The organism is Parolsenella catena (assembly GCF_003966955.1).
GTDB lineage: Bacteria > Actinomycetota > Coriobacteriia > Coriobacteriales > Atopobiaceae > Parolsenella > Parolsenella catena.
Genome location: NZ_AP019367.1, coordinates 1,195,893 through 1,217,011 on the forward strand (window position 1 = coordinate 1,195,893; position 21,119 = coordinate 1,217,011).

Below are 21,119 nucleotides of genomic sequence, written 5' to 3' on the forward strand. Positions count from 1 at the left end.
GGCTAGTTCTCCCCCTGGTGGTACTTGCCGACCTTCTTCTCGGTGGTGAGCACCGCGCCGTTTGGCTTGTAGTCGATCTTGGCGTAGGTCATGACCTGGCCGCAGCCAGCCTCGGCGGCCACGAGCTGGCACTTCTTGAGGACCTCCATGCACGTGTCGTAGTCGCCCTCGATGGCCGTCTCGAACGGACCCACGTAGGGGTTGACGTCGTACTTCTGGATCTCTGCGATCACGGCGTCAACGACGCGGATCGTGTCCTCGTCCGATGCCGAGTCCATCGGCAGGACCTGGATGGCCACACTGCATTCCATGCTTTCCTCGCTTTCCGCGAGAACCAAAAGAGGCCCTCGCACTTGCGGGAGCCTCGTACATGCGTACCTATAGGTTCCCTACGCTGGCATTACCCAGATCAGGTTTTAGGTCAGGGCCGCAATCCTAGGCCCAGTCTCAGCCGGCATGCGCCAGCCCCCGTTTCGATCGTGCGACATTCTAGCACGTTGCCCTGCACCAGGGGGCGTAGCCCTTTGGCACGTCTCGCGCGCGGCCCATCGTGCCAATCGTCCCTATCTGCCAACGGCGGCGCACTCATCGTGCCGATCGTCCCCAACTTCGGGCCTCGGACGCTGGGAATAGGTGCGTTCGGCACGATGAATACGGGGGGCACGCGCCCGGCTATTGGGCGAAGCACTTGCGGTGCGGCCGCCGCACAAATGTGGCTATCCCGCGCGCGGCAGTGGGGAGCAGGCTTATGGCGAGGGGCAGCGTGTACATGCTCTTCCCCTCCCAGACAAGGTAGAGGAGAAAGCCCGCGAAGAAGACGCAGGGAAGGGCGTACTCGGCAAGGGCCGCCCCACGACCCCCGCGCAACGCCTCGCGCATGAGGTCTCGCGCACCCAGTGCGGCACCAAGATAGAGAAGCGACTGACAAGCGTCCATGACAATAAACAACACGAGGCAGACGTAACCGTGTGGCTTGGTGAGGTCCATCGGATAGAAGCATGCGTCGGCCCCACGCCCCCAGCGCGCGGCGTCCTCCTCGCTCATCTTGCTGAACGAGGCAACGAAGTAGCTGTCGTAGGTTGGATCAAGCCACTCGTACGTCAGCTTCTTTGCGAAGAACCACGCGCCGTAGCCAGGATTGCCCGCCAGATGCCCCAGCCGGTCCAAGACGACGGATTCGGCGGTAGCCTCCTCGTCCCCCACGTTTCCATTGTGCCTGATGCGATTATCCATCCCGATGGGGTTGTACCAACCCGGGCGGGGGTCTGTTGACGGCTGGTAGTCAAGGCCGATTGCAAGCCAGGTCATCTTGGGCTGGTCTTCGGGAAGCGCGTAGCCAACGAGCGCCTTGAATCCGGCCCTGGGAACAGACGACGAGAGCGCAAGCAGCGCGCCCGTAGAGAACAGAAGGACGACGGCCCTGACGAGGGCCTTCTCCTTAATGCAGCCGAGCAGGGCAATGAGGACAACACCGGCAACGAGATAGATGTAGGTGGACTTGATCATGAGGCCAGAGAGCGCGAGCAGGCCCGAGGCAAGCCCGAGGGCGGCCGAGCGCGCACCGCTCGCGTTGCGGAGGGACGCAAGGAGCACCCGGGAGGCGGCCAACACGAGAAGCAGGCCGATGGTGTTGCCGTACGGAAAGACGCTGAGGAGCACGTTGGGAAGAAAGCCGTACGCAACCAGGGCGAGGACGGCGCGCTCGCCCCGGGGCCTCTCGACTGCACGCGCCAGCGAGCAGAGCAGGGCGGAGACTCCGATGGCAGCAAGTAGGTTCATGACCTGCAGGGCCTTGACCATGCCGGAGCCAAAGAGACAGCGAAGGCCCGTCATCAGGAGGAGAAGGCCCGCCTGGTGAGGATATATCGACATGTAGAGGTCACCGGGGGCCTTCGCCGCATAGTTGTCGATGTGCGGCCAGAAGTCAGAGAGATCCCCGGCGGACAGATGCTCCGCAAACTGCTGAAGGACCAGGGAGTCATGGAACAGGCTCGTCTCGGTGTGGTTGACCCATATGAACCACAGCCCGACCAGCAGGGCAATTCCCGCAAGGGAGGCCTCAAGCAGCGGCAGGTTGATCAAATCGCTTCGCCGGGCGAGGAGACGGCAGAGGGCAAGGCAAATCGCGAGGACGACGAGCGAGAGGCCAATGACGGCGGCGGAGGTTGGGCACGGCGTCGTTGGACCCCATATAGTTGCCCCGCCCACCGTCGAGACGACCGACGCAACCCCAAGCAACAGCGTGAGCAAGAGCACGAGGGCGGAGCCGAAGGCGAGAAATCCACTCAGCCACCTCGGCGAGGGCGGCGTGGTTTCGGGCGCATTCATTTCGCAACACCTCGTCATGTCAGAGTGGAGAGCGGGCCGGGAGACACAACTATAATCAGTAAGTTTTTTAGTGTACTCGATACGAGAGGCGGGCGGGGCTGCTGACGTGCTCGTCGTGCCAATCGAACTTTGGGACACACGGTCCAATCCGGCCAGCGGGGAGGCACCACGATGCCTCATGCGGCGAGATTGGCCTCCTTGCGCTCGTGCGCGTGGTCCATCCAGTGACCGAAGCGGTAGTAGAAGATGAACGCGATGCCCGTGGTGACCCATGTGATGGGATAGCTGAGCATGGCCATGTGCAGCGTGTGGTCGAGCGGCACGATGACAAGCTGCCAGATGATGCGCAGCAGGCACGATCCAGTGAGCACGATAAGCATGGGACGCAGGCTCTCCCCCGCCCCGCGAATGGTGCCCGCGATGTTGTCGTAGAGCGAGTAGACCACGTAGAAGGGACCCACGTACCACATGACCTGGGCCGTGAGCTCGGCGATCTGCGCATCATCAATGAAGAAGCCAGCCAGGGCGCGCACGTTGGCGAGAAGCGCCACGGACAGCGATCCCACCACCAGGGCCGTGAGGCACAGGGCCGCCCTGAGGCCGCGGCGCATACGCTCGTAGTTTCTCGCGCCAAAGTTCTGCGCGCTGAAGGTGGTCACGGCCACGCCAAGCGCCTCAGAGACCATCCAGACGATGGCATCGATGCGACCGCACAGGCCGAACGCCGTCACGACGGTGGAGCCAAACGAGTTGATGGTCGACTGCGTGATGATGTTGGACACCGAGTAGCACGATGACTGCAGCCCAAGCGGAAGGCCCGTACGCAGCATGACGCGACAGATGCCCGGGTCGATGCCGAGCCTGCGCACTTCGAGCCTCCACGGCCCGTCGACGTGCGTGAGGCGCACGAGCGTGACGACGCAGCCCCACACGAGCGAGAGCGCCGTGGCAAGGCCAGCGCCAAGCGCCTCCATGTGGAGGCCGGCAACGAACACGAGGTCGAGCACGATGTTGACGACGCAGGTGGACGCCACGATGATGGAGGGCGAACGGGTATCGCCCACCGAACGCTGCACGGCCGAGCCGGTGTTGTAGACAATCGAGAACACCATGGCGCCGAAGTAGAGGCGCACGAAGTCCAGAGACTCGCCCATGAGGTCTGTCGGCGTGCCCATGAGCGTGAGGATGGGGCCCGCGAGCAGGCCCCCCAACACGGAGACGGCAAGGCCACCCACAAGCGCGATGGTCATCGCCGTGTGGACCGAGGCACGCAGGCGCTCCTCGTCACGCGCGCCAAAGTACTGGCTGCACACCACGGCAAAGCCCGTGCCCATGCCAACCGAGAAGCCCACGGCTAGGTCCACGAGCGGTGCGGTAGCCTGGATTCCACCGAGTGCCGCCTTGCCTGCAAACTGACCCACCACAAAGGTGTTTACCAGCGAGTACGCCTCCTGGAAGAAGGACGAGAAGAACACGGGCACGCACAGCAGCAGAAGCTGCCTGCCTATTCTCCCTTCGGTGACGTCCAGAGAACCAGACCAGCGGCGTCTCGCCATGAAGCCCCCTATCCATAACGTGGTCCCGAGAGCATACCGCTAACCGGGGCGTCCGGGCACAGGCGGCGCACGTGGGGCGCGGCCCGCAAGGAAACGCCGAGCCTGCGCAGCGCCCGCCTGGCATGGCCCAGCTACCGCCCGCCGAGTCCGCGCCCGCCTCGCCCCGCATGCTCACGAAACTTAAATGCGCCGTTGTTTCCTAACGATGAAAGGAACTTACTATGCGCTTTGAGGGAAAGAGTGTCGTCGTCACCGGTGCGAGCTCGGGCATGGGCCGCCAGATCGCCTATGACTTCGCCAAGGAGGGCGCCACGGTCGTGGCCGTGGCCCGCCGGCAGGAGCGCCTCGCCGAGCTCGCCGCCCAGGTCGAGGCGGACGGCCTGCCGGGCAAGATCCTGCCCTTCGTGGGAGACGTCTCGAGCCGCGAGACCAACGATGCCATGATCGACTTTGCCGTGGAGCAGACGGGCAAGCTCGACGTTCTCGTGAACAACGCCGGCATCATGGACGGCTTCGAGCCCATCGGCGGCATCTCCGACGAGCGCTGGGAGAAGGTCTTCGCCGTCAACGTCAACGGCCCCATGTACGCCATGCGCAAGGCCGTCCAGGTCATGCTTGGCCAGGAGAGCCGCGGCAACATCGTCAACGTCGCCTCCATCGGCGGCACGAACGGCGCCCGCGCCGGTGCGGCCTACACGGCCTCCAAGCACGCGCTCGTGGGCATGACCGAGAACACCGGCTACATGTACGCACACGAGGGAATCCGCTGCAACGCCATCTGCCCCGGCGGCGTCAAGACAGAGATCGCCGGCTCCATGATGGCCGACGCGGGCATCAACCAGTTTGGCATGGGCCGCTCGATGGCCGGCCTCGATGGCGAGATCCGCCAGGCCGAGCCCGAGGAGCTCGCCGCGGCCGTGCTGTTCGCCGCCAGCGACGAGGCCTCGTTCATGACGGGCGCCTGCGTCAAGGTCGACGGCGGCGTGAGCGTCAACTAGCGAGCAATTCTGAGCATATGCGCGCAAGGGGTTTGGGAGCCTCAAAGCGAGGCAACACCGCACAAACCTCGGGTGGCTTTTGCATCTTCGTCTCCATGAATCTACCAACGCGCACAAGGGGGCGCCGTCGGCGACAATCACCGGCGGCGCCCCACGCATAACGCAAAATGGCAAGACCTACAGCTCCACGAGCTCGCCCGTCTCGGCGGCGCGCTTCACGGCATTGAGCGCGCGCAGCGTCTTGACGTTGTCGGCAGGCGTCACGACGGGGGCCTCCTCGCCGCGGACGACGCGCACGAAGTGCTTGAGCTGCATCTTGTGCGGCAGGGCTGGGTCAACGGCGGGCACGTCCATCTTCAGCGGCTTGTGCCAGCTGGAGGCGCCATCGTAGCTCATGACCTGCAGACGCGGCAGCGACAGGGCACCCTTCGTGCCGCCGATGAAGTAGGCGTCGGCGTCGAACGGGCGGTACTGCGGGTCCTCGCGGGCGCAGGCCTCCCAGTTCCAGGGGCTCGCCGTGGCGTCGGAGATCGTCATCGAGGCAAGCGAGCCGTCGGCAAAGCGCACGTTCACGACGGCGGAGTCCTCCGTCTCGAAGCCGCGCGCGGCGCTCGACTGCATGCCCTGGATGGCAACGGGCTCGCCCAGCAGGTAGCGGAGCAGGTCGACGTCGTGGACGAGGTTCACCAGGATGGGGCCGGCGCCCTTCTTGCGGCGCCACTCGACGTCGAAGTACTCGTCGTTCTTGTAGATCATGTAGTGGAAGCTCGAGACGGTCAGACGGCCCAGCTCGCCGGACTCGATGATCTCCTTGGCCTTCTTCACGAACGGGTTGTGGCGGCGGTGCTGGCCCACGAGCACGGGCACGCCGGCGGCCTCGGCCTCGGCGGCGAACTTTTCGGCGTCCTCGAGGTCGTCGGAGATGGGCTTCTCCACGAGCGGCACGATGTTGCGGGTGATGGCCTCGCGGGCAACGCCCAGGTGCAGGCCGTTGGGCGTGGCGATGATGACGGCCTCGGGCTTGACCTCGTCCATCATCTGCGCGGCGTCGGTGAAGAACGGCACGCCGGCGGCGTCTGCCGTGGCACGGGCGCCCTCGAACGCGTCGGCGATGGCGATGAGCTCGGCCTCGGGCTCCTCGGTAACGAAGCGGATGTGGTTGCGGCCCATGGCGCCAGCGCCGATGACCGCGATGCGAACGGGAGCCTTCTCGCTCATGTTGGTTCCTCTCTGAGACATGGGGACGGGCTCGCCCGCCCCACCTTCGTATGCGAACGGCACGCCAAGGCCGCCCGCTTGCTGGTTGATGGCCGGCCGAGGGGCTATCGCCGGCCGAGAAGGGTAAGGGGGCCCGCGCCCGGGGAGTGTGGGCGGGGCCGCCCGGAGGGTGCTACTTGGCGGCCTTCCTGCCGTCGGCGACCATCATGTAGACGGTGAGCGCAACGGCGATGGCGGCAATCACGATGGCGCCATAGAAGGACTGCTGGTAGGCGGCGCTGCCGGCCTCGGCGTGGTAGAGCACGGCCGTGATGGGCTGACTGATCCACGTGGACGCGGCGTAGCCCAGGAACATGATCCCGTAGTTGACGCCCAGGTTGGACGTGCCGAACGCGCCGCCCGTGAGCGGCGGGTAAATGACGAGCAGTGCGCCAAAGCTGAAGCCGAGAAGCGCCAGCGCCACGAAGAACATCGGCTGCGAGAAGCTCATGGACATGATCACGAGCGCGATGATGGTCACGACGAGGCTCACGAGCAGCGACTTGTACGTGCCAAGCTTGTCGATGATCTGGCCAAACGACAGGCGACCGACGAGGTTCGCGCACGTGTTGACCGTCACGACCACGCCGCCGAGAGCCACGGCTGCGGAGCTCGCGGGGTCGTCGAACAACTGCACGGCGGCGATGGAGGCAACCTTGCCCACGAGCAGCGTGCCGGCGGTGGCGGCAAAGGCAAACGTCACGATGAGAACCCAGAAGCGCGGGGTGCGAACCATCTCGCCGGGCGTGAGGTCACCGAACGTGCCCGCGTGGGCACCGGCGGCGGGGGCCACGTAGCCCTGCGGAAGCCAGCCGGCCTTGGGGGCCTTGAGGAACAGCGCGGAAGCGAGGATCGTCACGAAGAAGATGACGCCAAGGGCCTTGAGCGCGCCGAAGATGCCGAGGCTCGGGATGAGCAGCGACGCGAGTACGGGAGAGAGCACGGCGGGGCCGGCCGTGGAGGCGGCCAGGGTGATGCCGGAGGCAAGGCCCTTCTTGTCGATGAACCACTTCTGGCCCGTCGTGAGCGCCGGGTTATAGCCCAGACCGTTGCCGATGGCGGCAATCACGGAGAAGTACAGGTAGAACTGCCAGGGCTCGGTCACGGTACCGGACAGGAACCAACCGGCGCCATAGCACACGGCCGCGGCGATGACGACGTTGCGCGGGCCAATCTTGTCGGAGATGCGGCCGGCAAAGATGCCCGTGACGGCCATGATCGTCTGGAAGACGGGAAACGCCCAGGTGAGCGCACCGGACCAGTCGGGATAGACGGCGAGCAGGTTCTTGCTCACCACGGAGTACAGGGCGATGGAGCTGATGAAGAACATCGTGACGCAGGCGGCCGTGAGAACGACACCGCGTCCCTTGTTGGAATTCTCGGAAGTCATTGGTCTCTTTCTAGTCGTTGACGAGCAGCAAAGGAGACAAGGGGACTGTCCCTTTGTCTCCTACTGGTCGGTCGGGGTCTTGATGCCGGCCTCGTCGGTCCACAGGGAGACGCCCTTGTTCTTGAGGTAGTTCTCCGCGTAGGCGCGACGGCCGCCGGGCTTGGCGGTGAGGTCGCCCATCATGTTGGAAAAGCCTCCGTCGACCATGATCTCGGCGCCGGTGGTGAAGTCGGAACGCGTGGACGCCAGGAACATGACGGCGTTGGCGATGTCGGTGACCTCGCCGATGCGACGCGTGGCGATAAGGCGGCTGCGGCTACGCTCGACCTCGGGGTCGGAGTAGAAGTTGGCGCTCATCGGGGTCTTGACGAAGCAGGGGCACACGCAGTTGGAGCGCACGCCGTAGGGGCCCCACTCGGCGGCCATCATCTTGGACATCATGTTGACGCCGGCCTTCGTGGAGCTGTAGACGCCGGAGAAGGTCTCGGGCTGGTAGGAGGCAGCGGTCGAGATGTGCACGAGGCGACCGGCGCCCTGCCTGATCATCTCGCGGCCGAAGCGCTGCGACGCGATGAAGGTGCCGGTGAGGTTGACCTTGATGACGGCCTCCCAGTCGGACAGCGGCAGGTCCTCCATGGGCGAGAAGCGCAGGATGCCCGCGGTGTTGACGAGCGCGTCGACGCGGCCGAAGTCGCGGATGGTCGCGTCGACGGCCGCCTGGACCTCCTCCTCGTTGGTGGCGTCCATGCGGTAGCCCTCGGCGTGGATGCCGAACTCGTCGGACAGTCCTGCGGCCGCGGTCCTGACCTTCTCCTCGTCGAGGTCCAGCAGGACGGCGTTCGCGCCGTTACGGGCGAACTCACGGCAGATCTCGACGCCCATGCCGCCAAGGGCACCGGTCACAACGCAGACCTCCCCCTCAAGATTGAGCCAGTTATTCATTTCCATCCCTCCGATTGGCTCCAATATGCGAGTCGAAGGCTAATGCAGCGCCAGCCGCCTGAGAATTACCGATGTTTTGGTATGGTATGAACCACTGGTTAACACTAGACAGGGGGGGGCGAGATGTACGACAGACGTCTCGACGCGATCGTGGCCGCGGCGGAGCTCGGGAGCTTCTCGAAGGCGGCCGAGCGGCTGAGCATCTCGACCCCCGCCCTGGTGAAGCAGGTCACGACCTTCGAGCGCGAGTTCGGCGTCGTCGCGTTCGAGCGCACCCACACCGGCGTCCGACCCACCGCCGCCGGGGCCTCGCTCGTCGAGGACGCCCGCAAGATCATGGGCGAGGTTGCGGCCGCGCTCTGGCGCGCCCGCAACCTGGGTGGCACCGCGTCGGTCCGCCTGGGGGTCTCGCTCATGGCGCCTGGCAGAAACACTCAGGCGCTCTGGCCGCAGGTCCACGAGCTCGTGCCCGACCTACAGCTGGAGATCGTGACCGTGGGCGACCTGTACGACCCCAAGACGACCGTCATGACGCGCCTGGGGGCCGAAGTCGACGTGGTCCAGACGAGCTACTCCACCGTCCGCTGGGGTGGCATGTGCCGGCTGCTCCCCCTCTTCTCGACGCCCTTCTCGATAGACGTCCTTCGCACCAGCCCCCTCGCCGAGAGGCGCAGGCTGACCGTCGACGACCTTCGCGGCAGGCGCGTGCGCATGCTGCGCCATGCCAACGACGCCACCGACCACCTGCGGCGCGTTCTCAAGGCAACCGAGGGCATCGAGGTGATGGACGTCCAAAGCTTCGACTTCGCGCTGTTCAACGACGCGGCCGAGTCGGGCGACGTCGTGGTCACGAGCGGCGCCTGGTCGGGCGTACACCCTGGCTTCGTCGGCATCGAGCTCGACTGCGGCATCCGGGTCCCCTGCTTTCTGGCCTACCCGCGCGACCCGGCACCGCACGTTAGGCGCTTCGTGGACGCGTTGGCCCAAGTGATCGAGCCCTAGGGCGAGAAGGGCCTCGGCCGGCAGTTCGAGCCCCGTTTGTGTCGGGCCTTTTTCCAAAGCCCCATCTGCCCCGACGAATTCCTCGCACGTGGTATTGTTAGCTCGAACTAACTTCACCAAGGCTAACTTTGCCCTCCAAACAGACCGCTTCCGTTAGCCTTCGCGCGACGATTGGAGCGTCCCATGAAGGGCAACACCCCTTACCTGGTGGTAGACGGACTCAAGAAGCACTACGGCGCCGGGGAGGCCCGCGTCCAGGTACTCGACGGCATCACCTGCACCGTGAACCGCGGCGAGGTCTGCGTCATGCTCGGCCCCTCCGGCTCGGGCAAGTCGACCTTCCTGAACCTCATCGGCGGCCTCGAGGGCGCAGACGGCGGCAGCATCGCCGTCGACGGCTGCGACCTCACGACCCTCTCGGCCAGAGACCTCGGCGAGTACCGCCGTCGCGAGCTTGGCTTCGTCTTCCAGTTCTATAACCTCGTGCCAGACCTCACCATCCAGGAGAACATCGAGGTCACCGCGCACCTCTCCAAGAACCCGCTGCCCATGGAGGACCTCCTGCGCTCGCTCGGCCTCTGGGAGCACCGCGACAAGTTCCCCCGCCAGGTCTCCGGCGGCCAGCAGCAGCGCTGCGCCATCGGCCGTGCACTCGTCAAGAACCCGGGGCTCATCCTGTGCGACGAGCCCACGGGCGCGCTCGACTACAAGACCTCCAAGGAGGTCCTCGAGCTCATGGAGCGCGTGAACCGCGAGTTCGGCTGCACCCTCGTCATCGTGACGCACAACGCCGCCATCGCCAAGATGGCAGACCGCGTGCTGCGCCTTCGCGACGGGCGCCTGGCGTCCGACGAGCTCAACGCCTCCCCCGTGACCGCCTCCGAGCTCGATTGGTAGGCGCGCGATGACTCCCCTGGCAAGGCGACTCCCCCGAGAGCTCAAGCACAACCTTGGCAAGTACCTCGGCATATTCCTGCTCATGTGCGGCTCGATTGCCCTCACGTCGGGCTTTCTTCTCGCCGCGCACTCCATCGGCTGCCTCATCGACGGCATGCGCGACGAGTACGCAATCGAGGACGGCCGCGTGACGACCTCCTTCGAGGCGACCGACGCCCAGGCCAAGGCAGCCGAGGACGCCGCAGAGGGCGTAGGAGGCGTCACGCTCTACAAGAACTTCTCGATAGACGCCGCAATCAAGAAGCCTGCGGGCGACGACGGCACCAAGCGCACGCTGCGCACCTACGCCCACCGCACCGAGGTTGACCTCGCGTCCTACTGCGAGGGTGCGGAACCTCAGGCAGACGACGAGGTCGCCATCGACCGCGTCTTCGCCACAAACAACGGCCTCGCCGTGGGCGATACGGTCGAGCTCGAAGGGCGCGCCTACACCATCTGCGGCATCATGACCCAGCCCGACAGCCAGGCGCTCTTCCTCGACAACTCGGACTTCACGATCAACACCGTCACCTATGGCGTGGCCGAGGTCACCGACACCGGCTTTGCCGCGCTCGAAGACGCAGGCGGCGCGCCCACCTACACCTACTCGTTTGTCTTCAATAATCGCGGCCTCTCCGTCGCAGACCGCACCGATGCCGAGAAGGACATGGTCGACGCCCTCACGGACGCCGACGCGCGCGTGGACGACCTCATCGACGCGGATTCCAACCAGGGCATCGGCTACGCGCGCGACGACGTGGACGGCGACTCCGTGATGTGGACGACGCTGCTCGACATCATCATCGTGATCATGGCCTTCGTCTTCGTCGTGCTCACCGACTCCACCATCGAGGAGGAGAGCGCCATCATCGGAACGCTGCTCGCGAGCGGCTACCGCAAGTGCGAGATTGTCCTCCACTACCTCACGCTTCCCGCCATTGTTGGCATCCTCGCCGCGCTTCTGGGTACCGCGCTCGGCGTGAGCGTCTTCACCGAGCCCATGCGCAGTCTCTACTACGGCTCCTACAGCCTGCCGCCCTTCCACGTCTTTTGGAGCTGGGAGATTATCGTCAAATGCGCCGTGGTACCTGCCGCCGCGCTCATCCTTATCACGCTCGCGGGGCTTCTCCGCAAGATGGGCAAGACGCCCCTGCAGTTTCTGCGCCATGAGGCGAGCGGCAAGGCCGGCACCAAGCGCGGCCTGCAACTGCCGGAGCGCATTGGCTTTGTCTCGCGCTTCCGCCTGCGCGTGTTCCTGCGCGACCTCGGTAACTTCGCCACGCTCTTCGTGGGCATCGCGTTCGCCTCGCTGCTTCTGCTCTTTGGCCTGGCGATCCTTCCCACGATGACGCACTACGCGGACAACCTCGAGACGAGCCTCGTGGCAGCGCACCAGTACACGCTCAAGGCCCCACTCGAGCTCGAGGGTACGGCCGAGGAGCGCGAGCAGTGGGCCGCCCTCGACCGCCTGCAATCCGTCGACGGCGCGCTGCTCACCGCCGCCGAGGATGCCCAAGATGAGCTCGACGACGCGGCAGACGCGGCCCAGGCGGCGGCCGAGGCGGCCATGGCGTCGCCCAGCGCCGCGAGCATGCAGGCAGCCAGCGACGCGCTCGAGGAGGCGCAGGACAAGAAGGACGCCCTCTACGCGCGCCTCGACGACATCGCGGACGCCCTCGGCTGCGACCGCGACGAAATCATCGACCTTATCGACGATGCTTCCGACATCGACGCGGACAACGACGACATCCACCCCGTCAACACCACGGACAACGGTGCCGAGAAGATCGCCCAAGCCGAGAAGTACACCGTCTACCAGCTGCAATATGACCGCGGCGAGGGCAACGGAGTGGAGACCGTAACCATCTACGGCGTCTCCCCGGACTCTCGCTACTGGAAGGGCCTGGGCGTTGGCGACGGGCGCGTCGTCTTTGGCCGCGGCCTTCTCGACAAGTTCGGCTGGAGGCAGGGACAAAAGGTCGGCTTCCATGACAAGTACGAGGATAAGGACTATTCCTTCGAGTATGCAGGCGACAATTCCGCCTGGGGCTCCAAGTCGGACATGAACGTCTACATGAGCATCGACGACTTCAACGAGCTCTTCGGCAACGATCCCTCGTACTTCAACGGTTACGTAAGCGACGAGGAGCTCGACCTCGACTCGCGCTACTTCGCCGGCGACACCACGCCCGACGACATGCGCGCCGTGGGCGACCAGTTTATCGGCATGATGAGCGACTTGATCGGGATGATGGTCGGCCTCTCCGTCTTCATCTTCCTCCTCTTCATGTATCTGCTGACCAAGGCCGTGATCGATCGCGGCGCGCGCTCCATCAGCTACATGAAGGTCTTCGGCTATCGAGACGGCGAGATCTCTCACCTCTACATCCGCTCGATCACGTTGTGCGTCATGGCGGCACTGCTGCTGTCTCAGCCCGTGATCATCGGCTCGCTCACCGCGATCTTCCGCTCGATGCTGCTCGCCTACAACGGCAACATCGAGATCTACGTGCCATGGTGGTCCATCGCGGCGTGCGTGGGAATCGGGTTCGCGACATACCTCGTCGTGGCGCTCCTGCACACGCGCTCCATCAGACGCGTCAGCCTCTCCGAGGCACTAAAGGTCCAGGAGTAGGAGGAGGCTATGACCAAATCAGCGGAGCAGCTCAAGCAGCTGTCCATCAAGGAGTTCACCAAGGCGGCGCAGGTCTATGAGTCCGACCACGCCGGAATCTACGAGATCTGCAAGGACGACTATCCGCAGATGCTCGAGGAGCTGCAAAGCGAGTCATTCGAGGACGTTCTTGACGTAGGTTGCGGAACCGGAGCCGTCCTGGAGCTGCTTCATGGGGAATATCCCGAGAAGCGCCTGACGGGACTCGACCTCACTCCCAGGATGATCGAGGTGGCACGCGCCAAACAGCTCGAAAACGTCCGCTTCATCGTCGGGGACGCCGAGGCCCTGCCGTTTGAATCCCGGAGCTTCGACGCCGTGCTCTGCTCCAACAGCTTCCACCACTATCCACATCCAGAGAAGTTCTTCTCTGAGGCCGCGCGCGTCCTACGCCCCGGCGGGCGTCTGATTCTTCGCGACTACACGTCGAACGATTTCGTAGTGTGGCTCATGAACAACCTCGAGCTTCCTTTAGCCCGCCTCATGGGCCACGGCGACGTCCGAATCTGCAAAGTGTCCGAGCTTCGCACGCTCACCGAAGGAGCTAGGCTCTTCCTGCTCAAGCTCGAGACGCAGAAGGGCTTCCGCGCACACCTGGTGGCACGAAAGGAATAGCGAACCAAACCATAGCGCGCCGTCAAACAGGACGTGCCGCCACGCCAGAATGCACTATCAAACAAGAAACGCGCCGTCACAAACGTGGCGGCGCGCTCTTTTTACCAGATGCCGATGACGTGCTGCATGCCTAGGCTCACGCAGGCGATGGCGACCCAACAGCAGGCCCCCAGCGCGATGGGCTTGCCGCCCGTTCGCACGAGCTTGACGATGTCGGTGTTGAGGCCGATGGCGCTCATGGCCATCACGATGAGAAACTTCGAGAACGTCTTCAGCGGCGCGGTGACGGCAGCAGGCAGGGCAAACACGGTGGTTGCGAGGCTCGCGAGCACGAAGAGGCCCACGAACGTCGGGAAGGCGCGGCGCAGGCTGAAGGTGCTCGTGCCCTCCCCTCCCGCGCGACGGTCGGTGCGCATCTGCCACACGGCGAGCGCGAGCGTGATCGGGATGATGGCGAGCGTCCTCGTGAGCTTGACGATGGTGGCGGCGTCAAGCGTGTTGGCGCCCGGGTGCATGCCATCCCACGCGGCCGCGGCAGCCGTCACCGAGGAGGTGTCGTTGACGGCGGTACCCGCAAAGAGGCCAAAGCCCTCGTTGGTGAGGCCCAGCATGCCGCCGAGGGTGGGAAAGACGAGCGCGGCGATCACGTTGAAGAGGAAGATCACGGAGATGGCCTGGGCAACGTCCTCGTCGTCTGCGCGAATTACAGGTGCCGTTGCCGCGATGGCGGAGCCGCCACAGATGGAGGAACCCACGCCGATGAGCGTGGCGATCTTTCCGGGCACGTGCATGGCGCGGCACATCACGAAGGAGACAACGAGGGACGTGGAGATAGTGGAAACGATCACCGGCAGGCTCGTGGCCCCCACCTTCGCGACCTGCGCGAGGTTAAGCCCGAATCCCAGGAAGACGACGGCAGCCTGAAGGACGTACTTTGACGTGAACTTGATGCCCGGCTGCAACGCCGAGACATCGTGACCACGCAGTACCTGAGCCAGGAGCATGCCAAACAGGATGCCAAAGACCGGCCCTCCGACCACATCTGCATGCTGGCCGCAAATCCAGGCGACCACGGCGATTGCCAGACAAAGGAGGAGGCCCCGGGCCTTCTCGGCGAGGTTGGGAGATTCAGTCATTCATTGCCTTTCGTACGATGGCCCGTCAAACAAAGAAGCCCATTCTATCCCCGCGAGCGCCAGCAGGCGGCCACGGAGACAGAACGGGCAATATGGTTCGCGAAGCCGCCGGCAGCGACGGCATGGCAGCATGCGGCCTCAGACCGGCGTCGACGCAGCGGAGCCACCGCCAAGCAGGCCGCGCATCGCTACGAAGCCGCCGGCAAATAGGCCTTCGCGTTACCGAGGCTGTAGGCGATCGTCGAGCCGTTGTGCAGCAGCGACGACGTCTGAGGGGCGATGAAGCCCGTGATGCCAAGCGCCAGAAGCGCCGAGTTGGTGAGCATCACCTTCGAGTAGGAGCTCGTCAGGCGATCGATGAGGCCCTGGCTCATCCTGCGCAGGCGCACGATCGCTGCGAGGTCCGTGTCCGCCAGGATGATGTCGGCGACCTCCTTGGCGATGTCGCTTCCACCGCCCATCGCAAGGCCCACGTCTGCCAGGCCAAGCGCCGGAGAGTCGTTGACGCCATCGCCCACCATGGCGACGTGGCGTCCCTCACGCTTGGCGCGCTCGACATAGGCATACTTGTCCTCGGGCAGAAGCTCCGCGGCGTACTCGTCGACGCCCGCCTCGCGAGCGATGCGCCTGGCCGTGCGCTCGGAGTCTCCCGTGAGCATCACGACATGCTTGACGCCAAGCGCATGCAGCTCGGCGATAGCCTCCTTGACGCCGGGCTTGAGCGGATCCTCGATGCCAAGCACTCCCACGACCTCGCCGTCTACGGCAAGGTACAGAGGCGAGAAGCCCTGCATCTCAGACTCGACCCTCTCCCGCGCCTCAGAATCCATGAGAACGCGCTCGTCCTCGAACACGAAGTGCGCTGAACCGATCACCGCTCGCCTTCCCTCGATCGAGGAGGCGATGCCATGCGCGACGATGTACTCAACCGCAGCGTGACGCTCGCGATGCTCGAGGCCGCGCGCCTTGGCGGCGTTGACGACGGCACGCGCCACCGGGTGTGGGAAATGCTCCTCCAGGCAGGCGGAGAAGCGCAAGACGTCGTCCTCGCTCCAGCCATCGGTCGCGAACACGCGGGCGAGCCTAGGTTGCGCCTCGGTGAGCGTACCGGTCTTGTCGAACACGATGGTGTCCGCCTTGGCGAATGACTCGAAGTACTTGGCGCCCTTGACCATGACGCCCATCTTGGCCGCGTCGCTCATGGCGGTCATGACGGCGATGGAGCCCGTGAGCTTGAGCGCGCACGAGTAGTCGACCATGAGCGCGGCAGAGGTCTTGACGATGCTGCGCGTGGTGAGGGCGACGAGGCCCGCGAGCAGGAAGTTCCAGGGAACGATCTTGTTCGCCAGCTCCTCCATGTGCGACTGCCCCTCGGACTTGAGGGAATCCGCCGTCTGGACGAGCGAGACGATCGAGCGAAGCTTGGTCTGGGCCGTGTTGGCGCGCACGCGCACGAGGATGCTGCCGTCCTCCACGACGGTGCCGGCAAACACGTCGTCACCCACGGAGCGCTCGACGGCAAGCGGCTCGCCGGTGAGCGTCGCCTGGTTGACCATGGCGCTTCCCCGCTCGACCACGCCATCGATGGAGATGGACATGCCGGTGCGAACGGCCACGAGGTCACCGGGCTCAAGCTCCGTCGCAGGAACGCTCACCTCGGTGTCGCCGACGACCTTCTGCGCCCTGTCAGGCACGTCAAGCAGGGAGTTGATGAGCTCGTTTTCGCTCATGGCACGCGTGTAGTCCTCGAGCAGCTCGCCGACGTTCAGCAGGAACATCGTCTGCCCGGCCGTGTTGACGTCGCGCTTCACGAACGAGATGCCAATGGCGGAGGCATCGAGCACGGGCACCGTCAGGCGAGGCTGCGCCAGCTCGCGTAGGGCGGCACGCAGGAAAGCCATGTAGCCCGCCACGACGAACACGGCTCGCAGCGGAGTCGGCAGGAACCACCGGCGCGCGTAATGGGCGCCAACGAGCGTCGCCAGATCCATGATGAGCTTGTGCTTGCGCGGTTCGAGCTGAATCGCATAGCCGGACTTCGCCTCGGCGACCGCCTGCGCGTCAATCGTGCGAAGGCCGCCGAGCACGTCCGCGCGGTTAGGCGCGTCATACTCGATCGCCATCTGCCCGATGCGGCCGTATACCCGGACCTTCGTGACACCCTTGATATCCGCGCTCAGCTTGATGAGAGCATCGAGGTCCCCCTCTGGCACAGGACCCGCCAACTGTAGGCGGGTCCTGCCGGGGATCTCGCTAATAACCGAGAATCTCATAGTTGTGTCAGCGCGCTACTCAGCGGCCTCATCCGTAGCGGCGTCAGGCTCGCTCGCGGTGATGTACGACGCCTTGGCGACCATGTCGTCAACCTCGGCCTTCGCCTGCTCGACCATGTCCTGGTAGTCACTCTTGATGCGCATGCCACACGCGATGCCCTGCACGCACGCGTTCTTGACCGGCTCGCTCTTGAGCAGCTTGATGCCGGCCGTGCCAAGCAGGAAGCCGCCGCCGACGAGCAGGGTGTTATACGTGCACTTCTTCATGTTGCCTCTCCTTTTCGCGAATCAATCGCAGCCATTTTCAGGCCTAGGTCAGAAAGTTCAACCAGGCTCACTTTCAGGGGGCAAGTCTAGCACTTCTGACCGATGGGGCAGCGAGGCATAACCGGTTGGAAATCTGCAGCACGTCACAAACACCAGGACGAGGCCTCCTTCTGCAGGGACAGCATGTGAGCGAACTCGCCGCCCGCAGCCTCGAGCTCGGCGGGCGTGCCCTGCTCGGCGACCACGCCGTCCTTCAGGACCACGATCTTGTCCGCATTCTCGACCGTGCGCATGCGGTGCGCGATCACAATGACGGTCTTTCCTGCGAGCAGGCGGGAGAGCGCCTGCTGCACCACGGTCTCGTTCTCCACATCCAAACTCGCCGTCGCCTCGTCCAACAGCACGATAGGCGCGTCTTTGAGCAGTGCACGGGCGATAGAGATGCGCTGGCGCTCGCCACCGGAGAGTTTGGAGCCGTTCTCGCCGATCATGGTGTCGTAGCCCTGCGGCATACGACTCACAAACTCGTCGCAGTTGGCGGCACGCGCGGCAGCAAGCACTTCCTCATCGGTGGCATCGCGACGGCCAAGACGGATGTTTCCCATCACCGTGTCGTCAAAGAGCAGCACGTCTTGGAACACAATGGCGTAATCACGCAGCAGCACCTCGGGATCAACGCTCGCAACATCCACGCCACCCACGGTGACCATGCCTTCGGTGGCGTCCCAAAAGCGCGCGGCCAGGCGGCTCACCGTAGACTTACCGGAACCCGAAGGACCGACCAGCGCCGTAACTTCGCCTTCCTTGGCGGTAAAGCTCACATCGGTAAGAACTTTCTCGCCGGCGCGGCCGTCCTCGCCCGCACCATAGCCAAATGCCACGTGATCGAACACCACATCGTGGCCCACGGGCTCAAATTTCTCGCTGCCCCGCGCCACAGGCTCTTCCATGATGGAACGCATGCGCTTGGCAGACGACTCGGCGACAAACAGCTCGGACACTAACATTAGCGCCTGGTCAAACGGCGCGTAGATACGGCTCACCATAAGCAGGAAGGCAAACATCACCAAAAAGTCGACCTGCCCGGAGGCGACCATCGTGGCGCCCGTGACCAGCGTGGTGGCAATGCCCAGACGCAGAATGGAGAAGGCGGAGTTGACCAGAAGCCCGTTGACGAGCTCGCCCTTGGTGGTCTCGCGCTCCTCGGCATCGATCACGGCGTTGAGCCCCTCAAGATAATGGGCCTCCTGGTTGGTGGCGCGGATTTCGCGCACGCAGTCGAGCGTCTCCTGGATCGCCTCGGTGACCTTGACCTTCTCGGCGCGCACGCGGTCGAACACCGGGGTCATGGGGCCGCGTGTCAGATACAGCACGGCAAAGGCCACGGGAATGCTCCAAAACGCCGCGACCGCCAGCTGCCAGCAAAAGAACAGCGATGACGCGAACACAATGGCGCTTGCGATGATGGCGCCCCAGAGTTCTCCCAGCACATGGCTGTAGGCGTGCTCCATAGTCTGAACGTCACCCATGATGGTCTCGGTTAAATCGGCCAGATCACGACGACCAAAAAACGACAGCGGCAGTTTGCGCAAGCGCTCGGCGATCTCCATACGCTGCTTGCCGCACTCCTCGTAAAAGATGCAGTAGGTGTAGTAATACTGTTGCCAGTTAGAGGCAAAGAGCAACACGAAAAAGACCAGGAGGCCGCCCACGATCGGCAGGGCATCCGGCAGGTCAGCCCCGCTGGCGAAATGCTCGACAAAGCCGGCCATAACCAGGAATAAAAAGCCCATGCCGGCCATGGTAATAAGATTGGTGAGCGCGGTCCAGAAGACACCGCGTTTTACGCCGGCGATGCCTTTATCGGATAGGAAATACTTCTTTTGGAATGAGGCGAACATTTAGGCCTCGCCTCCCTTCGCGACGGCGGCATCCGCGGTCGTAGCAGTAATCTTCCAACTCGCGGCCTGCTCGTACTCGGCCCACATCTTGGCATACAGGCCATTTTGGGACAGCAGCTCGGCATGAGTACCCGACTCCTGCACGCTGCCCTGGTTAAGCACCACGATTTGGTCTGCGCCTACTACGGTCGAGAGCCGATGCGCAATCATAATGACCGTGCGACCCGCCGCCAGCTTGCTAAAGGCGCGCTGGATGAGCGCCTCGTTCTCGGGGTCGGCAAACGCCGTGGCCTCATCGAGCACCACGATAGGCGCGTCTTTAAGGATCGCGCGGGCGAGTGCCACGCGCTGGACCTCGCCGCCCGAAAGATATGCTCCGCCGGCGCCGAGCATGGTGTTGATGCCCTGTGGGAGCTTGGCCACAATGTCGTCGCACTGAGCTGCGGAGAGGGCCGCACGTACTTCGTCATCAGTGGCCGTAGGCTTGGAGGCGCGCACGTTATCGGCAAGTGTTTGCCGGAACAGTTGGTTGGTCTGGAACACGAAGGCGACCTGGTCCATAAGCTCGTGTGGATCCATATCGCGAACGTCCACACCGCCTACGAGCACTCGACCCGAGGAAACATCCCAAAAACGCGGGATCAGGCTTGCGCAGGTTGACTTACCGCCGCCCGAAGGACCCACCAGGGCGAGGGTACTACCAGCGGAAACGCTAAAACTCACATGGTTGACGGCAGGCGCCTCGGCGCCTTCGTAGGTAAAGCTCACATCCTCAAATCGCACGTCGTTGCCGGCAGGGTGCTTGGGTTGGGTGGGCACGGAGAGCTGCTTGGAATCCATAACGCTTCGGATGCGAGCCAGCGAATCGGCACTCATCTGAGAGGCCTCGCCCACAAACATGAGCTTGGTCATGGCCGTCGGCACCACGGCCGAAAATATCGCGTAAAACGTGAAGTTTGCCATAAAATGCGCGAAGTCCGTCTCGCCCGGTGCCAACAGCAACGCCACGGGCAGCAGGAATGCCACAAGACCATTGAGCGCGGTAAGGTTGAGCACCTGCGGGCCTCGGCAGAACGTGCCCGAATAGTTTTGTGCCATGTCGGCGTATTCGGCGATCGCATCGTGGAAGGCCTTAAAGGAGTAGACCGTCTGCTGAAACACCTTGACCACGGGGATACCGCGTACGTATTCGGTACCGGTCTTGTTCATCTTGACCAGCGCGCCCATGTAGGCCTTCATAAACTCGCCGCCCTTGCCGCCCATCATGGTGGCCATGGCGCCAAGCGAAACGGCGACCGAGATAAGGCATGCCGCGCCCAAGCGCCAATCGAGGGCGAAAAGCAGCACGAGCAAGCCCACGACCATGGCGGTGGCGCCGGCGATATCGGGTAGCATGTGCGCGAGCAGGGTCTCGGTGGAGGCGGCGCATCCGTCTACGATACGGCGCAGCTCACCGGTGGCATGCGTGTCAAAGTAGCCAAGCGGCAGCTTAAGCAGGTGCTCGCTCGCAGTCTTGCGAATATTGGACGCGCAGCGAAACGCGGACAGGTGCGTGCACATGAGCCCCACGAAATACACTACGATGCTTGCCAGGGCAAAACCAACGGCCCACCAGCCATACATCGCGATATCGATGGCTTCGCTCCAGTTAGGCGCCACAGCGATAAGGTCTCGCGCGACAAACCAGATGCACACGTACGGGCCAAAGCCCAGCAGCTGCGAGAGCGCCGAGAGCGCCATGCCCAAATACGTTAGGAATTTGCGGTCACCGGCATACGCGAGCAACTCGCCGATGCCTCCACCTTCCCTTTTTGATCCCTTTGCCATGCGATTCCTTTCTAACG

16 protein-coding genes are annotated in these 21,119 nt (G+C 64.1%); 5 read left to right on the top strand and 11 right to left on the bottom strand.

The features are described from left to right. Nucleotides 1–2: 2 nt before the first annotated feature. From Pcatena_RS05425 to Pcatena_RS05435, 3 genes are all read right to left on the bottom strand, one after another. On the bottom strand, nucleotides 3–299 hold the full coding sequence (locus Pcatena_RS05425; RefSeq protein ID WP_332835569.1) for a thiamine-binding protein: 297 nt from the start codon (nucleotides 297–299) through the stop codon (nucleotides 3–5). Between the two features lie 373 nt (nucleotides 300–672). After that, nucleotides 673–2,328 carry a hypothetical protein gene (locus Pcatena_RS05430; protein ID WP_126422360.1) on the bottom strand — a complete coding sequence of 552 codons (1,656 nt, stop codon included), beginning with the start codon at nucleotides 2,326–2,328 and terminating at the stop codon, nucleotides 673–675. Nucleotides 2,329–2,504: 176 nt separating this feature from the next. Then, a complete protein-coding gene (locus tag Pcatena_RS05435) occupies nucleotides 2,505–3,884 on the bottom strand; it encodes an MATE family efflux transporter (RefSeq protein ID WP_126422362.1) in 1,380 nt (459 codons plus the stop codon). 221 nt (nucleotides 3,885–4,105) lie between these two features. Between Pcatena_RS05435 and Pcatena_RS05440 the strand changes: the two genes are divergently transcribed. Further along, nucleotides 4,106–4,882, top strand: a complete 777-nt coding sequence (locus Pcatena_RS05440) for an SDR family NAD(P)-dependent oxidoreductase (RefSeq protein ID WP_126422364.1) — start codon at nucleotides 4,106–4,108, stop codon at nucleotides 4,880–4,882. A gap of 177 nt (nucleotides 4,883–5,059) precedes the next feature. Here Pcatena_RS05440 and Pcatena_RS05445 read toward each other — a convergent pair whose 3' ends face one another. From Pcatena_RS05445 to Pcatena_RS05455, 3 genes are all read right to left on the bottom strand, one after another. Beyond that, complete coding sequence (locus tag Pcatena_RS05445; protein ID WP_126422366.1) at nucleotides 5,060–6,100, bottom strand: Gfo/Idh/MocA family protein; 1,041 nt, start codon at nucleotides 6,098–6,100, stop codon at nucleotides 5,060–5,062. Nucleotides 6,101–6,272: 172 nt separating this feature from the next. After that, the gene (locus Pcatena_RS05450; RefSeq protein ID WP_126422368.1) at nucleotides 6,273–7,529 is read right to left on the bottom strand and encodes an MFS transporter; all 1,257 of its coding nucleotides are present in this window, start codon (nucleotides 7,527–7,529) and stop codon (nucleotides 6,273–6,275) included. A 60-nt stretch (nucleotides 7,530–7,589) separates the two neighbouring features. Beyond that, nucleotides 7,590–8,471: an SDR family NAD(P)-dependent oxidoreductase gene (locus Pcatena_RS05455; RefSeq protein ID WP_126422370.1), complete on the bottom strand. Its 882-nt coding sequence runs from the start codon at nucleotides 8,469–8,471 to the stop codon at nucleotides 7,590–7,592. A 123-nt stretch (nucleotides 8,472–8,594) separates the two neighbouring features. Here Pcatena_RS05455 and Pcatena_RS05460 point away from each other — a divergent pair, with 123 nt between their 5' ends. The 4 genes from Pcatena_RS05460 (at nucleotide 8,595) to Pcatena_RS05475 (ending at nucleotide 13,698) form a co-directional block, all read left to right on the top strand. Beyond that, entirely contained in the window at nucleotides 8,595–9,473 is an 879-nt protein-coding gene (locus Pcatena_RS05460; protein ID WP_126422372.1) for a LysR family transcriptional regulator, read from the top strand. 183 nt (nucleotides 9,474–9,656) lie between these two features. Further along, nucleotides 9,657–10,370 (top strand): ABC transporter ATP-binding protein, encoded by a 714-nt coding sequence (locus tag Pcatena_RS05465; RefSeq protein WP_126422375.1) that lies wholly within the window; start codon nucleotides 9,657–9,659, stop codon nucleotides 10,368–10,370. Between the two features lie 7 nt (nucleotides 10,371–10,377). Continuing rightward, entirely contained in the window at nucleotides 10,378–13,044 is a 2,667-nt protein-coding gene (locus Pcatena_RS05470) for an ABC transporter permease (protein WP_126422377.1), read from the top strand. 9 nt (nucleotides 13,045–13,053) lie between these two features. Beyond that, nucleotides 13,054–13,698, top strand: a complete 645-nt coding sequence (locus tag Pcatena_RS05475) for a class I SAM-dependent methyltransferase (RefSeq protein ID WP_126422379.1) — start codon at nucleotides 13,054–13,056, stop codon at nucleotides 13,696–13,698. Between the two features lie 101 nt (nucleotides 13,699–13,799). Here the strand turns inward: Pcatena_RS05475 and Pcatena_RS05480 are convergent, their stop codons facing one another. The 5 genes from Pcatena_RS05480 to Pcatena_RS05500 all read right to left on the bottom strand — a co-directional run bounded on the left by Pcatena_RS05480 (nucleotide 13,800) and on the right by Pcatena_RS05500 (nucleotide 21,102). Then, nucleotides 13,800–14,834: a YeiH family protein gene (locus Pcatena_RS05480; protein WP_126422381.1), complete on the bottom strand. Its 1,035-nt coding sequence runs from the start codon at nucleotides 14,832–14,834 to the stop codon at nucleotides 13,800–13,802. A gap of 188 nt (nucleotides 14,835–15,022) precedes the next feature. Next, nucleotides 15,023–17,047, bottom strand: a complete 2,025-nt coding sequence (locus tag Pcatena_RS05485; RefSeq protein WP_232619831.1) for a heavy metal translocating P-type ATPase — start codon at nucleotides 17,045–17,047, stop codon at nucleotides 15,023–15,025. A 75-nt stretch (nucleotides 17,048–17,122) separates the two neighbouring features. Then, a complete protein-coding gene (locus Pcatena_RS05490) occupies nucleotides 17,123–17,374 on the bottom strand; it encodes a DUF6110 family protein (protein ID WP_126422385.1) in 252 nt (83 codons plus the stop codon). Nucleotides 17,375–17,517: 143 nt separating this feature from the next. Continuing rightward, nucleotides 17,518–19,275 carry an ABC transporter ATP-binding protein gene (locus Pcatena_RS05495; RefSeq protein WP_126422387.1) on the bottom strand — a complete coding sequence of 586 codons (1,758 nt, stop codon included), beginning with the start codon at nucleotides 19,273–19,275 and terminating at the stop codon, nucleotides 17,518–17,520. Then, nucleotides 19,276–21,102 carry an ABC transporter ATP-binding protein gene (locus Pcatena_RS05500; RefSeq protein ID WP_172596388.1) on the bottom strand — a complete coding sequence of 609 codons (1,827 nt, stop codon included), beginning with the start codon at nucleotides 21,100–21,102 and terminating at the stop codon, nucleotides 19,276–19,278. Nucleotides 21,103–21,119 lie beyond the last annotated feature (17 nt).

Coding starts and splice junctions, on each gene's coding strand:
- Pcatena_RS05440 (WP_126422364.1), top strand. CDS start 4,106: ATGCGCTTTGAGGGAAAGAGTGTCGTCGTCACCGGTGCGAGCTCGGGC.
- Pcatena_RS05445 (WP_126422366.1), bottom strand. CDS start 6,100: ATGAGCGAGAAGGCTCCCGTTCGCATCGCGGTCATCGGCGCTGGCGCC.
- Pcatena_RS05430 (WP_126422360.1), bottom strand. CDS start 2,328: ATGAATGCGCCCGAAACCACGCCGCCCTCGCCGAGGTGGCTGAGTGGA.
- Pcatena_RS05475 (WP_126422379.1), top strand. CDS start 13,054: ATGACCAAATCAGCGGAGCAGCTCAAGCAGCTGTCCATCAAGGAGTTC.
- Pcatena_RS05465 (WP_126422375.1), top strand. CDS start 9,657: ATGAAGGGCAACACCCCTTACCTGGTGGTAGACGGACTCAAGAAGCAC.
- Pcatena_RS05455 (WP_126422370.1), bottom strand. CDS start 8,471: ATGAATAACTGGCTCAATCTTGAGGGGGAGGTCTGCGTTGTGACCGGT.
- Pcatena_RS05490 (WP_126422385.1), bottom strand. CDS start 17,374: ATGAAGAAGTGCACGTATAACACCCTGCTCGTCGGCGGCGGCTTCCTG.
- Pcatena_RS05500 (WP_172596388.1), bottom strand. CDS start 21,102: ATGGCAAAGGGATCAAAAAGGGAAGGTGGAGGCATCGGCGAGTTGCTC.
- Pcatena_RS05450 (WP_126422368.1), bottom strand. CDS start 7,529: ATGACTTCCGAGAATTCCAACAAGGGACGCGGTGTCGTTCTCACGGCC.
- Pcatena_RS05435 (WP_126422362.1), bottom strand. CDS start 3,884: ATGGCGAGACGCCGCTGGTCTGGTTCTCTGGACGTCACCGAAGGGAGA.
- Pcatena_RS05495 (WP_126422387.1), bottom strand. CDS start 19,275: ATGTTCGCCTCATTCCAAAAGAAGTATTTCCTATCCGATAAAGGCATC.
- Pcatena_RS05480 (WP_126422381.1), bottom strand. CDS start 14,834: ATGACTGAATCTCCCAACCTCGCCGAGAAGGCCCGGGGCCTCCTCCTT.
- Pcatena_RS05460 (WP_126422372.1), top strand. CDS start 8,595: ATGTACGACAGACGTCTCGACGCGATCGTGGCCGCGGCGGAGCTCGGG.
- Pcatena_RS05470 (WP_126422377.1), top strand. CDS start 10,378: ATGACTCCCCTGGCAAGGCGACTCCCCCGAGAGCTCAAGCACAACCTT.